The sequence below is a fragment of the Rosettibacter firmus genome, assembly GCF_036860695.1.
In the GTDB taxonomy this organism is placed as follows: Bacteria; Bacteroidota; Ignavibacteria; order Ignavibacteriales; family Melioribacteraceae; genus Rosettibacter; species Rosettibacter firmus.
This window is the reverse complement of sequence record NZ_JAYKGJ010000002.1, coordinates 109,607-125,000: the sequence shown is the minus strand read 5'-3', so window position 1 is coordinate 125,000 and position 15,394 is coordinate 109,607. Positions and strand designations below refer to the sequence as shown.

Sequence of the window (15,394 nt, the reverse complement as noted above, 5' to 3'; positions counted from 1 at the left end):
AAGTATTGGTTACTTCTTAATGGCACAAGGTCCCTGGTATAGTTACTTATCACTTTCAATATCACCTATTATTTTATTATTTGCTTATTTAGTTGTAATTCCTCTCTCAATTATTATTAAAAAAAGAAATACAAAAAACAGTAATGACATTAGCACGAGTTAAAGGGAATGTTGTTTCTACCCAAAAAAATAAATTCCTTAAAGGACATAAATTATTAATAGTGCACCCAGTTGATTTTAATTATGAATATATAGGGAACAACGATTTTTTAGCTATAGATTTAAATGATGCTGGTATCGGCGATATCGTATTGATTGTTCAGGAGGGCGACGCAGTTCAACAAATTCTTGGACATAAAAATGCTCCTGTAAATACCATGATAGTAGCAATCGTTGATAAAATTGAATTAAAGAGTGAATCAAATTAAATAGTGGAAGATAATTTTAAAAATTTGGTTTTACTCAAATTACTATTGAGTATTGATGGTATAGGTCCTCACAAAATTTTTTCATTGCTAAATTATTTTAAAAGTTTTGATAATATTTTAGAGGCTGATTTATACTCATTATTAAAAGTAGATGGAATCAATATAAACCTTTCTCAAAAATTATTGAATGCAAAATCAAAATATGAATCAATAAAAAACAAAGTAGAAAATGAACTCAATAAACTCTCAAAAATTAATGCAAGAATTATTACATACTGGGATAATGATTATCCAGAATTATTAAAAAAAATTTATTACCCTCCATTAATTATTTATACAAAAGGATCTTTTACAGAACAAGATAAATACTCTTTAGCAGTCGTAGGGACACGCCAACCAACTACTTATGGAAAAATTCAAACAGAAAAAATTGTTCATGAATTAGTTGAAAAAAATATTACGATTGTTAGTGGTTTAGCTCGTGGTATCGATACTATTGCTCATAAATCTGCTCTTAATTCAAATGGGAGGACAATAGCAGTAATTGGTTCTGGGTTAGATGTAGTATATCCTCCAGAAAATTATAAATTATTTAATGAAATAACTGAAAAAGGAGTTATAATAACAGAGTATGAACTTGGGACAAAACCCGATGCTCAAAATTTTCCAAGACGAAATAGAATCATATCAGGTTTAAGTTTAGGTACACTTGTTATCGAAACGAAAATTGATGGTGGTGCTATGCAAACAGCTGCTTATGCAATTGATCAGAATCGAGAAGTATTTGCAATCCCCGGAAATATTAATGTTAAACAAGCAGAAGGTCCTAATAAATTAATACAAAGAGGAGAAGCAAAATTAATTACAAATGCCGAAGATATTTTACAAGAATTAGAAATAAAATTAAAACCACTTACAGGTAAAAATATTCAGAAACCTTCTGTAGAGTTAACACTTTTCGAAGAAAAATTATTACAAGTTATTGGTACAGAAGCAAAACATATTGATGAAATTGCATTATTATCTTCTATGTCAACTTCCGATTGTCTAGTAAATTTATTAACACTGGAATTCAAAGGTTTAATAAAGCAATTGCCGGGTAAAATGTTTGTACTTGCAGATTAATATTTTTTTCTTCCCTTCCAGAAGTTTTGCAACCTATCTTTAATTGTTTTTTCCATTCCATTTTCTGTCGGGAAATAATACTGTTTATTTTTTAATTCTTCGGGCAAGTAATTTTCTTCAACAAAATTATTTTCATAATCATGTGGATATTTATAACCTTTACTATATCCAATATCTTTCATAAAATTTGTTGGGGCATTTCTTAAATGAAATGGTACTGGATATTGAGGAAGCGAGTTAACATCATTAATTGCTTTATCAATTGCGATATATGATGAATTGCTTTTAGGTGCCGATGCAAGATAGATAGCACATTGTGAAAGTATAATTCTCGCTTCGGGCATACCTATTTTTTCACATGCACTAAATGTTGCTTCTGCTAAAACAAGTGCATTTGGCATTGCATTACCAATATCTTCCGAAGCAAGAATAATCATTCTTCTTGCAATAAATAAAGGATCTTCGCCCCCTTCTAGCATTCTTGCAAGCCAGTAAACTGCTGCATCTGGATCTGACCCACGAATGCTTTTTATGAATGCTGAAATAAGATTATAATGTTCTTCACCATTTTTATCATAAATAATATTTTTCTTTTGAACAACATTTTGAATTATATCTTTAGTAATTATAATCTCTTCATTATTTAATTCTTGAATAACAGCTGCTTCGAGAATATTAAGCATAATTCTTGCATCTCCGCCTGATATAAAAATCAAATAATCCGGATCTTCAATTTTGATTTTTAATGATTTTAAAAACTCATCTTTAACTAATGCATTATTCAAAATATTCTGTAAATCATTTTTTGATAATTCATGAAGTATAAATATTCTTACACGGGACCTTAATGCAGAGATTATTTCAAATGATGGATTTTCGGTAGTCGCTCCAATTAAAATTATTTCACCTGTTTCTACCGAGGATAGTAAAGCATCCTGTTGCGATTTATTATAGCGATGAATTTCATCAATAAATAAAATTGTTCTCTTGTGATAATAAGTTAGATTTTCTTTTGCTTTTTCAATTATTTGTCTTAATTCTTTAACTCCAGAAGAGACAGCATTTAATTGATAAAAATCTGAATTTGTGTGCTCTGCTATAATCTTTGCAAGAGTTGTTTTACCTGTTCCAGGAGGTCCCCATAATATTATAGAACTCAAAGTGTCATTCTCAATCATAATTCTTAAAGGTTTACCAGCACCAACTAAATGCTTTTGTCCCTGAAAATCATCTAAGCTACGAGGTCTAACTCTTTCTGCAAGTGGTATTTTAGGTATATTAAATTCTTTTTTCAAATTAATATTCATCTATTTTAATTACTTTCTCAGTTGGTTTGAACATATGATATTTTTCTCGTGCAACTTTTTCAATTTTTTCTTTGCTTGATTTTAAAGAATCAATTTCAAGTTGAAGATTATGTAGTTTAATTTCAGCCTTATTTATTTCTGCTTCAAGTGATTTTATTTCACTTTTTAATTTGAGATACTTTAAAATACCATTATCATTAAAAAATAAATATGCAAAAGCTAATATCAAACACGAAATAAAAATAATATTATAAACTTTTCTACTAATTTTCATTTTAATGCTAATTGAATTATTCTTTGAATCAATTCTTCGAAACCTATACCAGCAGCAGCAGCCATTTTAGGGAGAAGACTTGTTGTAGTCATACCAGGTAGAGTATTTACTTCGAGACAATATGTTTTATAATCGTTTGTTAATCTGAAATCTACTCTTGCATAACCATCGCAACCAAGTGAATTAAAAGCCAGTAATGCTTGATGTTGAAGATGTTCTACTACATTTGCTGGAATATCTGCTGGTACAATATATTCAGTCATTCCAGCAGTATACTTTGATTTATAATCATAAAAACCAGATTTAGGTTTTATTTCCAACACAGGTAATGCTTGTTGGCCTATGATTCCAACTGTAACTTCTCTTCCTGCAATGTATTCTTCTATTAAAACTTTGTTTGAATATTGAAAAGCCAGTTCAATGGAGCTTTGCAATTCCTGATCACCTCGACATATTGTTAAACCAATTGTGGAACCCTGATCATTAGGTTTGACTACACATGGATAACCGAAAAATTTATTAATCTTTTCATTTATCAGGTTATAATTCTTTTCACTTCTATCAACAATAAACCATTTAGGAGTTTTAACATCATAATGTTGAAACATAATTTTAGACATACACTTATCCATTGACAGAGAACTTGCAAGAATTTTTGATCCTGTATATTTAATTCCTCTCATTTCAAGTAAAGATTGGACTGTACCATCTTCTCCCCATTTACCATGAAGTGCTATAAAAGCTAATTTTACATCGTCGAAAATTTTTGAATTTATTACTTCAATGTAATTTCTCAAGTTAATTTCACTAAAATCACTACTCTCAAAAAATTTAGATATATCATCAGGTTGATTTAATCCATATGCAGGATCGATAACAATTACATTATAATTCAACGATTTTAAAGCATAATAAATAGATTTACCTGTAGCTTTTGATACTTCACGTTCTGGTGAAATACCTCCGAGAAGGAGAGCAATTGTGATATTATTTTTATCCATATTGAATCATTTATTAGTTAAGAAATTATTTCAATAAATTTATCAATTACTATTTTTCTTAAACTTAACAATACTTCAATATTAACCTCATCTCTTTATTACAATTTTGACATGAAAGAAACTTTATTTTGCAAGACTTTATAAGAATAAAAAAGAATACAATGAATATTATTAGAACAAACATTGCTTTTCTATTTCTTCAATTATATACATATTTCGAAGCGCATCTTCTCCTGAAACTGGAGGTAGTTGTTTTTTAAGAAATGCCTTTTGAGCAGCTCTAATCATGAAAGTAACTTTATTAATTTTTTTCCTAAATACTTTTTTAGATTCTCCATGCAATGCAATTGTCAATTTTGTTGAAAAATTCTTTTTATCAATAGAACTTTCAAGGCAAATAAAACCATTATGACCAAGAATATCTGTTCTCATTAAAGTATTTTTAGTATCATAAGAAACATTGAACAAACCATATCCTCCATTTTCATATTTTAGAATAGCAGTAGCAAAATCTTCTACTTCACTTTTATAAATTACATTATCAATGAATCCTTTCACTTCAGTAATTTCTCCGCCAAAATATCTCAATAAATCTATGACCTGCGAACCAATATCTCGTAATACACCTCCACCACTTAATTCTTTTTTGAATCTAAAATTTTCACTTGGTGGAAAATCAATATTGTATGTAACATTAATAGATACAATTTTACCAAGCAATTGTTTATCTAATAATTCTTTTGTTTTTATAATTAATGGATGAAAACGGTGAAGGTAATTTACCATTAGAATAACATTATTTTTTTTACAAGCCTCAATCATTTCTTTGGCTTGTGATGAATTAAGTGCAAGTGGTCTTTCACATAATATATTTTTACCCGATTCAGCAGATTTAATAACCTGCCAGTAATGATCTGAATTTTTACTCGATATATAAACTGCATCTATATCACTTTTAAGGAAATCATCAAAATTATTGAAAGCAAATGGAGCCCCAAATTTATTCGATATATACTGTGCCCTATTTAAATCATGACTAAAGACAGAAACTAATTTACTTCTTTTAAACAATTGAAATGCCGGCAGGACTGTGTTTTCTGCAAAGCTGCTACAACCAGCTATTCCCCATTTTAATTTCTTAGGGATAGGCACATGTATATTCAAATTTTTAGGCTTTGGTAATATCATTTAGTAACCTAATTTTTTCATAAGTAAGTTAATAGGTTTAGAATTTTGCATTATAAAGAAATGAATAGCTGGAACTTTTTTATTTAACAATTCTTCAACTTGTTTATAAGCCCAATTTACACCTATTTCAAGTGCATGTTCAGGTTTTGCCTTTTCTAATTCTTCAACTAATTCAGCAGGAATATCAATGTAAAAATTTTTAGGTAATGTATGAGCATGTGCTTTTGAAGTTATAATTTTTAATCCTGGAATAATTGGCACATTTATACCTTCTTTCCTACATAATTCTACATAATTAAAATAATCTTTATTATCAAAAAACATTTGAGTAACAATATAAGAAGCACCAGCATCAACTTTTGCTTTAGTATATCTTATATCAGTTATTAAGTTTGGTGCTTCAAAATGTTTTTGTGGATAACCACTTGTTCCTATACAAAAATCCATTGGTTCAGCATCAAGTAATCCTTCTTCGAGATATTTACCCTGATTTAAATCCTGAATTTGTTTTATTAAATCTATTGTATATTCATTAACACTTCTTCCATATCTAACTGGTTTTTTAAATCCACTATCGTCACCCCTAACAGCAAGTACATTATCAATTTGTAGATAATGAAGTTCAATCAAAAAATCTTCTGTTTCTTCTTTTGTAAATCCAGTGCACAAAACATGTGGGACAGCATCAACATTATATTTATTTTGGACTAAGGCACATATTCCCAATGTCCCCGGGCGTTTTCTTTTTACTTTCATTTTTATTTCGCCACCCGGAGTTTCTTCATATACAACTTCTGCAGGATGACTTGTTATATCAATAAATGGAGGATTATATTTTACTATGTCATCAAGCACACTTAGTAATTGTTTAATATCTCCACCACGTTTTGGAGGAATTATTTCAAAGCTTATTAATGTGTCATTTGCTTTAGCTAAATGTTCTGTTACTTTCATAATTAAATACTTTTTTAGTTTATTAAATTTAACATTTATGTTTCAAATTATCAGATGTTTATTACTTTAAAGGTAATAAAATTAATTTATGTTTCGATTTACTAATAAATTCATTTTCTTTTAGTGGAATTCTTATATACTTCCCTTTCAACCATAATTCTGTCATATCTTTATAATGTTTGCTCATAAAATTGCCTGATTGTCCTGTAGGCATTATAATATCAATGTAATCTGGATTTCCAAAATCGTAAATATATCTCATAGATGGACCCAATGTATTTTCAAAAGGTTTATTCTTTAGAATTTTTAATTCATATTCATTACTATCATATAATGCGGTAAAGGAATATTCAGTATTAAATATGGTTGTTCCATCTCCACCAACAGGATATGGTCCAATGTCAATTAAGTTATCGATAATATTTGCAATGCCATGAAATGAATGTTTAAAAGTAACCTGATGAATTTTACCCCATTGCCACTTTTTAATATCTTTTCCATAATTTTTTTCTAAATAAATTAGTGCATCAACCAAGCTTTTTCTTATAATATCATTTTTTGATTCAAGTTCGGGCGTATTGATATTATCAAACAATTGAGAATTGTTTTCATCAAGTAACTCAAGAATTTTTCTATAAGGTATATTTGCAAGAAAAACATATTCTTTAATTAAATCTTTTCCAAGTTCATCTTCTAATGTATTTTTAATCAAGAAATGAAGAAAGGTCGTATATATAGTAGAGATTTGATTTTTTTCATCTAATTCATAATTCCAGTTTTTAAATAACTCGAGAGTTACCTGCAAATTTTTCTCTGTTATTCTTACATTACTGAAAGCATCTATGATATACTTAGTAATTTTTCTTGCATATGGAGAGACAAAATCAAGTTGATATTTTTTATAATCTTCTACAGAGTGTTTTGATTTTGATGTTAATAATTCAATTATCCTTTCAATTCTTGATGATGGTTCCCAGATATTGGAAATGTGATATTTAAAATTATCTATAGTTTTATTATTTGCAGATGCAATAAAATTTTGAGATGGATTAAAAAGTTTTGGCATCTCTTCATACTTTACGTATCCTTTCCAATCATTAACATCGGTTGAACCTTCATAAACTAATGTCGGACTGTTTGAAATTCTAACAGGTAATTTAGCTGCACAAATATAACCGATGTTTCCATATTTATCTGCATAAATAAAATTTTGACCTGGTACTGTAAAATATTCTAAAGCTTTATTGAAATCATTCCAATTTTTTGCTTTATTTATTAATATAGAAGAATACAATTCATCGCTAAATTCCTGTGCTGTCCATTTCATGCTTAAATTAGCAGCCTGTTTCTCTTCGGGATAATAAACATTAAATGGATGTACATCAGAAATAATTGGTCCACGATGAGTTTTTCTAATCTCAAAAGCATAATACGAAGAACCTTTAACAGCAAAAGAATCTCGTTCAATAATTAAATTATTCCATTGGCCATTAAAAAAGTATCTGGTTCCCGTCGAGTCAATTGTTTCATAATAAAAATCTGCATCGTCTGCCATAACATTTGTCATAGCCCATGCTATATTTTGATTTTTTCCTATAACTACTGAAGGGAGTCCAGGAATAGTAAATCCTTCAACATTTAAGTCATTACTTCTTAAAATTACAAAGTACCATTTACCAGGAGCTGAAAATGCAAGATGAGGATCGTTAGCAATTATTGGTTTACCTGATGTTGACATTTTTCCATTAACAACCCAGCTATTTGAACCAATGTGTGTTCCATTGTAACTCATAAATTCTCTAAACTTCTTATCGACTTTTATAAAATCTTCATTAATTCTTGTAAACTTTTCTAATGATTTAGGTATTATAGTTGGTGCATTTTGTGGATAATCTGGAAGAAGAAGTTTTGCTTTTTCTGCACCTAACTTTTTAACTATATTCGAAAATGCTACATCTGCCCACCAGCTTAAGTTTAATTCCCAAGCCATTAACTTTGCAATTAGTAAACTATGTTCAGGTTTCCATGGATATGGATCATAGCCTAAAACATCAAATTCAATTTGATACTTTCCTTTTGCTTCTTGAATATATTGATTAACTCCTTTTGAATACGCATTTAATATTTTTTTTGTTACAGGATTTAGTTTATTATAATTTTTTACTACACTTTTATAAAAGCCAAGAGTTCTAAACATACGATCAAAAGGAATTGTTTTTGAACCAAATATTTCACTCAATCTCCCCTCGCCAGCACGCCTTGCAATATCCATTTGAAATAATCTTTCCTGAGCATGAGTATATCCTAATGCATATGCAATATCTTCATCATTTTCTGCAATTATCATTGGAATGGCAAAAGAATCTCTATAAATAGTTATAGTGGAAGAAATTCCTTTGACATTTTTTACTCCATCATAATCTGGCAAAGTTTTTTTCAGCATATAAAAAGATATAATAAAAAGGAAAAGAGTTATTACAACTATAGATCCAAATATGCCAGTTAATATTTTTTTCCACTTTTTCATGACTAAGTTTTCAAGTTTACATCAATAAATTTATAAAATTATACGATGATTGATAAATTTATTCAGGACACTTTTCAAATTATTTTTTATTTTGTTATTACAATATAAGTTTAATAAAAATTTATCTAAAGGTGATTTTATGATTAATGTTGCAGTTATAGTAATCTTAGCATTAACATTAATAATATTATTATTTGTTTTCTTAGTTAATAGAAAAATTAATTCATTCAATCAAATCGAAACAAAATTAGAATTAGAAAGAATTGAAAGAGCTTTTCGGGATGAACTTTACAGAAATAGAGATGAAATTTCTAAATCTTTAAAATCTCAAAGAGAAGAATTGAGTAATACGATTAATATTTTTGGCGAACAACTGGCAAATAGACTTTATGAAATTGCCAAAATGCAAAAAAGTCAACTCGATATTTTTGCTGAACAACTTTCAAAACTCACACAATCTAACGAACAAAAATTTGATAACCTTCAGTTAAGAGTTGAAACACATTTAAAAGAAATTCAAGAAAATAATTCAAAGAAATTAGAAGAAATGCGTCAAACTGTTGATGAAAAATTACATGCTACTTTAGAAAGAAGATTGGGAGAATCTTTCAAATTAGTAAGCGAAAGATTAGAACAAGTATATAAAGGTCTGGGTGATATGCAGGAGCTTGCTCGTGGAGTTGGCGATTTAAAAAATGTTTTAACTAATGTAAAAACTCGTGGTACATGGGGAGAAATTCAACTTGAAAATTTAATCGATCAAATACTTACGCGTGAACAATATGAACGTAATGTAACAACAAAAAAAGGAAGTAATGATAAAGTTGAAGTTGCAATAAAACTGCCGGGAAGAGATTCTTCAAAAAATGAAATTGTGTGGTTACCAATAGATGCTAAATTCCCAATCGAAGATTATCAAAGACTCTTAGACGCACAGGATAATTCTGACATTGAAGCAATAAATAGTGCAGTTAAAGCAATTGAATCAAGAATTAAAAACGAAGCAAAAAAAATCGCCGAAAAATATTTAGACCCACCAAACACCACCGATTTTGCAATCATGTTTTTGCCTGTGGAAGGACTATATGCAGAGGTTTTAAGAAGACCGGGATTAGCTGAATCACTTCAAAGAGAATATCGCGTTACAATTGCTGGTCCTACAACTCTTTCAGCTTTATTGAATAGTTTGCAAATGGGTTTTAGAACTCTTGCTATTGAGAAACGCTCAAGTGAAGTATGGAAAATATTAAGCTCGGTTAAAACAGAATTTGGCAAATTTGGAGATGTCTTAGAAGCAACTCAAAAGAAATTACAAGAAGCATCAAATAAAATTGAAGAAGCTACAAAATCAACAAGAAAAATTGAAAGACAATTAAAAGATGTTCAGATACTTCCACCAGATGAGCAAATAAAATTATTAGAATAATTTATGTTATAAATTTCGACATTCACCGATAAATAGCAGTGGTTTACCGATTTTTTATTACTTATATAAATCTATAAACATAAATTTTGTATATAAATCCTGGAGATAATATGGCTTATTACATTAGAACACGGATTGTTATTGGATTAATTCTTGTATTAATAGGTTTGATATTCATTCTAAATAATTATGGAATAGAACTAATTCCAGAAGAACTATTAACCTGGGAATATTTATTAATACTTTTTGGAATTTTATTAATCATTCTTTCAAAAAATAATATTGCAGGGATTATCTTCATTGCAATTGGACTTTTCAGTTTACTCCCTGAACTCTGGCCATTAATTTTTGTAATTATTGGAATAATGATAATATTTAGAAAAAAAGATCATGAAAAATATTACTGGAAATTTCATACATATAAAAATCATACTTCTTCAAATACAGAAGAAAGATTAGCTGGCGAAAAAAAATATAATATAAAAGAAACAATTGAAGAAATTTCTATCTTTGGTGGAAGCACAAAGATTTTACATACTGACAATTTTCGAGGAGGTAACATCATATCAATATTTGGCGGATCTGAAATAAATTTTTTAGACTGTAAACTTGCTGAAGGAGAAAATGTGTTAGAGATTACAGCCATCTTTGGAGGTTCAACTATAATAGTTCCATCTGACTGGTATGTTGAAATTGATATTCTTCCAATTTTTGGTGGCTTTAGTGATAATAGAATAAAAAATCCAAGTATTAAATACGAAGAGAACAAAAAACTTTTAATCAAAGGTTTTGTGTTATTCGGCGGTGGTGAAATTAAAAATACATTATAGGTAAAATATGCATCAATCAAATTTACGATACTGGCTTGGAATAATTTTTATAGTAATTGGAATATTATTGATTATAGATAATTTAGGTTTCTTTTATTTTGGTTTTCGTCATATAATCTTTTCATGGCATACAATATTAATAATAATTGGAATAATTTTACTTATAAGGGCAAAAAACAATACTCTTGGTATAATCCTTCTTGTAATTGGAGCTTATGGTTTAATCAACCATATATTTAAGCCTTTTTTCAATTTCTCGTTCAGGGATTTATTCCCACTATTTATAATAATTATTGGTCTCTATTTCATATTAAAAAGAAATGAAGAAAAACAAAAAAAAGAAGAACGAAGAATTTACTCAGAAAGTTATTCGAACATTTTTAATATTACAGATGATTTCTTAGATGAAACATGTTTATTAGCTCACAATAAAAGAAAAATAACATCTCAAAATTTTAAAGGCGGGAAAATCACAATAATAGCTGGAGCAACTGAAATAGATTTAACCGAATCAAATTTGTATCCTGGAGAAGCAATTCTGGAAATAACTTGTCTTGTTGGTGGTTTTACAATATTAGTACCAAAAAACTGGAAAGTAATTACTAATGTTACTACAATCTTTGGAGGGATGGATTCAAAACAATACTTTATAAATAATTCATTACCTTCATCAGAAGGATTATTAATCATTAATGGTATTATATTGTTTGGTGGTGGAGAAATAAAAAGTATTTTATGATTAATCCATTTGTTAAAAACAAAAAATTATTCACAATTTATCTAATAACATGGTTCTCAATATTTTTATTGCACACCATAATTCTTAATTGGTTCTTATCAATAAATATCAATTCAGCACTAATAGATAGCATTATTTTTAATGGATTATACCTGCTTCTTGGAATAAGCATCTGGTATCCAGTAAATTATAATACACTGGATATTTACTCGACTTCTAAAATATTTATTAATCATATTGCTGCTGCTTTTATATCAACTGGATTCTGGATAATTGCAGGTTTTTATTTAACTAAAAACATTCTAATCGAAGATAAAATTTATATTGTATTTCTTAATAAATCTCTGGTCTGGCGTTTAATAATTGGTATAATGTACTATTCGATAATAACTGCAATTGATTATGTTATAATTTATTATAATAACTTTCAGGAAAAATTAATAAGAGAAGCGGAGCTTAAAGCACTAATTAAAGAAGCAGAATTAAAATCTCTTAAGTATCAAATTAATCCGCACTTTATTTTTAATAGCTTAAACTCGATTAATGCATTAATAATTAACAATCCACAAAAAGCACAGGAAATGACTGTAAAGCTTTCATCATTTTTAAGAAATACACTTTCAAAAAATGAACATCAAAAAAATAAATTGGAAGATGAAATTAATTATTCTAAATTGTACCTGGACATAGAAAAAATTAGATTCGAAGACAAATTTGATTTTATCGAAGAAATTGATCCTGAGTGTAAAAATGTCATGATTCCAAGTATGATATTACAACCACTCTTCGAAAATGCTATCAAACATGGTGTATACGAAAGTTTAGAAAAAATCATTATTAAATTAAAATGCTTGAAAACAGATGAATATTTTAAGATAATAGTTGAAAATAATTATGATCCAGAAGCTGTACCAAGAAGGGGGGAAGGAATAGGAATCAAAAACATTCAAAACAGATTAAAATTAATTTATAATCAAGATAATCTTTTAAGTGTCGAAAAATCAAATAACATTTTTAGAGTTAATATTTATATACCTATATGATTATGAACAAGAAAATAAAAGTAATCATTGTGGATGATGAAAAGTTAGCCAGAGATATAATTAAAACTTATCTTGCGAAATATGACACAATTCAAATTGTTGCAGAATGTTCTAATGGATTCGAAGCTTTAAAACAAATTAATGAATTGAAACCAGATTTAATTTTTCTTGACATACAGATGCCCAAAATATCTGGTTTTGAAATGTTAGAACTATTAGAAGATCCCCCAATTATAATTTTTACTACAGCATTCGACAATTATGCAATTAAAGCTTTTGAAGTAAATGCAATTGATTATTTATTAAAACCATTTTCAGAAGAAAGGTTTGATGACTCAATACAAAAAGCTATGAATTTATTAAACAACAAGAATGAATCAAATAAAAAATTGGAAGCACTATCCAGAACCTTAGAACAAAAAGTAGAATTCTTAGAAAGAGTTGTTATAAAACAAAATCAAAAAATTATTATCATCCCTGTTTCTGAGATTAAATTTATTGAAGCACAGGACGACTATGTTATGATTTACACTTCAAAAGGAAATTATTTAAAAGAAAAAACAATGAAATACTTTGAAGAATATTTGAATCCACAAAATTTTATTCGAATACATCGTTCTTACATTGCAAACATTTCTTGTATCAAACAAATAGAATTATACGAAAAAGAATCATACAAAATTATTTTAGATGATAGCACTAAACTTCCAGTAAGTAAAACAGGTTTTCAAAAAATCAAAGAGTTAATTAGATAATTTAATTTCAAGCATAATTGAGAAAGTTTATTATCTTGTTCATAAAATCAGAAATTGAACTTTGAATATGTTCTCATTATTTTTGAAATAAATAAAGAGAACATCATGAACTTTGACAAAGATCTTCAATCAATTCAAGAAGCCCGCAATTTAGCAGCTCAAGCAAAAGAAGCTCAGTTAGAATACAAATATTATAATCAAGAACAGGTTGATAAAATTGTTAAAGCAATGGCAGAAGCTGGTTGTGAGAAAGCTGAATATCTTGCAAAATTAGCATATGAAGAAACAGGCTTTGGAAAAGTTTCTGACAAAATAATAAAAAACCAATTTGCAACTCGCGATGTTTATGAATCAATTAAAAATCTCAAAACAGTAGGTGTAATAGATATTCAAAAAAATGGCAAGCTATTAAAAATAGCTGAACCGATGGGAGTAATTGCAGCATTAATTCCATCGACCAATCCAACATCTACTGCAATGTTCAAAGCAATCATTTCATTAAAATGTAGAAATGCAATTGTTGCCAGTCCTCATCCCAAAGCATTAAATTGTACAATAGAATCATTGAGAATATTATCTGAAGCAGCAGAAAAAGCAGGAGCTCCTAAGGGATTAATTCAATGTATTACTATTCCTACTATGGAAGGAACAGAAGCTTTGATGAAAGATAAAAATATTTCTTTAATCCTTGCTACTGGTGGAATGCAAATGGTAAAAGCAGCTTACAGTTCAGGAAAGCCTGCTTATGGAGTTGGTCCAGGTAATGTACCTGCCTTTATTGAAAGAACTGCAAATATTAAAAAAGCTGTTGCAGATATTATTTATGGTACTACATTCGATAATGGAGTTCTTTGCTCATCTGAACAAGCAATGATTGTTGATAGACCAGTTAAAGATAAAGTAATTGAAGAAGCAAAAAGATTAGGAGCTTATTTCTTAAACTCAGAAGAAAAAAAGAAATTAGAAGATAAAATAGCAAAAGGTGCAAAACTTAATGCAGATATTGTTGGAAAATCAGCAAAGTGGATAGCAGATTATGCTGGAATTTCTGTGCCCAATAATACAACAGTTTTAATTGCCGAGTGTTTTAAAGTTGGTAAAGAAGAACCATTATCAATTGAAAAATTATCTCCAATACTGGCTTTTTATATTGTAGATGGATGGTTAGAAGGTTGTCACCGATGCATTGAATTACTGGAATTTGGAGGAATTGGTCATACATTAGCAATACACTCGAACGATAAAGAAATAATAATGAAATTTGCTCTTGAAAAACCTGCACTTAGAATCGTCGTTAATACTTCATCATCTGTAGGTGCAGTGGGTTATACTACAGCTTTAACTCCATCTTTAACCTTAGGTCCAGGAACTTGGGGTGGCTCAATAATTTCTGAAAATGTTTCTGCCTCACACTTAATGAATATAAAAACATTAGCATTTGAAACAAAAGCTATTAACGAAGGCTCCTGCGTGAGTTCATTTGATATACCACAATTTACTACTTCAAGAAATTTAGATACGAATCAACCTGGTAACTTTACTAAATTAATTGAAGAACGACTGAGAGCTCGAGCTGGAAATCCTAAATACGATTCATATAATGAAGTATCAAGAAACACAGAAAGCTTAAAACTTGGTAGTGAGATTACAGAAGAACAGATTCAAAAAATTATTAAAGAATTCAAAATATGAAATCACTAAATTGATTTTTATAAAATCATTTATCTCGATTAATATACCACAATATGGGAAAAAATATTTTCAACAATTGGTCTATTGAAAAAGGTGATTATAAAC

At 28.5% G+C, this 15,394-nt stretch carries 15 protein-coding genes (1 of these 15 only partly in view); 9 read left to right on the top strand and 6 right to left on the bottom strand.

Annotated features, from left to right (window positions below; translation table 11 throughout):
• The 3 genes in view from VJY38_RS07435 to dprA are tightly spaced (at most 24 nt apart) and all read left to right on the top strand, a layout consistent with a single transcriptional unit that may run on beyond the window.
• Positions 1 to 163, top strand: partial view of a hypothetical protein gene (locus tag VJY38_RS07435; RefSeq protein WP_353680062.1) — the 3' portion only. Its footprint begins 113 nt before the window's first position; the window shows 163 of its 276 coding nt (coding positions 114-276); the start codon falls outside the window, past its left edge; the stop codon is at positions 161 to 163.
• Complete coding sequence (locus VJY38_RS07430) at positions 144 to 428, top strand: EutN/CcmL family microcompartment protein (RefSeq protein WP_353680061.1); 285 nt, start codon at positions 144 to 146, stop codon at positions 426 to 428. The genes VJY38_RS07435 and VJY38_RS07430 overlap by 20 nt, the downstream gene beginning before the upstream one ends.
• Before the next feature lie 24 nt (positions 429 to 452).
• A complete protein-coding gene (gene dprA, locus VJY38_RS07425) occupies positions 453 to 1,553 on the top strand; it encodes a DNA-processing protein DprA (RefSeq protein ID WP_353680060.1) in 1,101 nt (366 codons plus the stop codon).
• Here dprA and VJY38_RS07420 read toward each other — a convergent pair.
• The 6 genes from VJY38_RS07420 to VJY38_RS07395 all read right to left on the bottom strand — a co-directional run bounded on the left by VJY38_RS07420 (position 1,550) and on the right by VJY38_RS07395 (position 8,804).
• Positions 1,550 to 2,860, bottom strand: a complete 1,311-nt coding sequence (locus VJY38_RS07420; protein WP_353680059.1) for a replication-associated recombination protein A — start codon at positions 2,858 to 2,860, stop codon at positions 1,550 to 1,552. The two genes, dprA and VJY38_RS07420, sit on opposite strands and share 4 nt — an antisense overlap.
• Positions 2,850 to 3,134 carry an FtsB family cell division protein gene (locus VJY38_RS07415; protein ID WP_353680058.1) on the bottom strand — a complete coding sequence of 95 codons (285 nt, stop codon included), beginning with the start codon at positions 3,132 to 3,134 and terminating at the stop codon, positions 2,850 to 2,852. The genes VJY38_RS07420 and VJY38_RS07415 overlap by 11 nt, the downstream gene beginning before the upstream one ends.
• On the bottom strand, positions 3,131 to 4,135 hold the full coding sequence (locus VJY38_RS07410) for a D-alanine--D-alanine ligase (RefSeq protein WP_353680057.1): 1,005 nt from the start codon (positions 4,133 to 4,135) through the stop codon (positions 3,131 to 3,133). The genes VJY38_RS07415 and VJY38_RS07410 overlap by 4 nt, the downstream gene beginning before the upstream one ends.
• A gap of 171 nt (positions 4,136 to 4,306) precedes the next feature.
• Complete coding sequence (locus VJY38_RS07405) at positions 4,307 to 5,323, bottom strand: Gfo/Idh/MocA family protein (protein ID WP_353680056.1); 1,017 nt, start codon at positions 5,321 to 5,323, stop codon at positions 4,307 to 4,309.
• The gene (locus tag VJY38_RS07400; protein WP_353680055.1) at positions 5,324 to 6,277 is read right to left on the bottom strand and encodes a methylenetetrahydrofolate reductase; all 954 of its coding nucleotides are present in this window, start codon (positions 6,275 to 6,277) and stop codon (positions 5,324 to 5,326) included.
• A 61-nt stretch (positions 6,278 to 6,338) separates the two neighbouring features.
• Positions 6,339 to 8,804, bottom strand: a complete 2,466-nt coding sequence (locus VJY38_RS07395; protein ID WP_353680054.1) for a penicillin acylase family protein — start codon at positions 8,802 to 8,804, stop codon at positions 6,339 to 6,341.
• 139 nt (positions 8,805 to 8,943) lie between these two features.
• Between VJY38_RS07395 and VJY38_RS07390 the strand changes: the two genes are divergently transcribed.
• The 6 genes from VJY38_RS07390 to VJY38_RS07365 all read left to right on the top strand — a co-directional run bounded on the left by VJY38_RS07390 (position 8,944) and on the right by VJY38_RS07365 (position 15,289).
• Positions 8,944 to 10,230: a DNA recombination protein RmuC gene (locus tag VJY38_RS07390; protein WP_353680053.1), complete on the top strand. Its 1,287-nt coding sequence runs from the start codon at positions 8,944 to 8,946 to the stop codon at positions 10,228 to 10,230.
• 110 nt (positions 10,231 to 10,340) lie between these two features.
• Positions 10,341 to 11,060: a LiaF transmembrane domain-containing protein gene (locus VJY38_RS07385; protein WP_353680052.1), complete on the top strand. Its 720-nt coding sequence runs from the start codon at positions 10,341 to 10,343 to the stop codon at positions 11,058 to 11,060.
• Positions 11,061 to 11,067: 7 nt separating this feature from the next.
• Complete coding sequence (locus tag VJY38_RS07380) at positions 11,068 to 11,799, top strand: LiaF transmembrane domain-containing protein (protein ID WP_353680051.1); 732 nt, start codon at positions 11,068 to 11,070, stop codon at positions 11,797 to 11,799.
• On the top strand, positions 11,796 to 12,842 hold the full coding sequence (locus tag VJY38_RS07375) for a sensor histidine kinase (protein ID WP_353680050.1): 1,047 nt from the start codon (positions 11,796 to 11,798) through the stop codon (positions 12,840 to 12,842). Before VJY38_RS07380 ends, VJY38_RS07375 begins: the two co-directional genes overlap by 4 nt.
• Before the next feature lie 2 nt (positions 12,843 to 12,844).
• The gene (locus VJY38_RS07370; protein WP_353680049.1) at positions 12,845 to 13,597 is read left to right on the top strand and encodes a LytR/AlgR family response regulator transcription factor; all 753 of its coding nucleotides are present in this window, start codon (positions 12,845 to 12,847) and stop codon (positions 13,595 to 13,597) included.
• Between the two features lie 105 nt (positions 13,598 to 13,702).
• Entirely contained in the window at positions 13,703 to 15,289 is a 1,587-nt protein-coding gene (locus VJY38_RS07365) for an acetaldehyde dehydrogenase (acetylating) (protein WP_353680048.1), read from the top strand.
• The last annotated feature ends 105 nt before the right edge of the window (positions 15,290 to 15,394 follow it).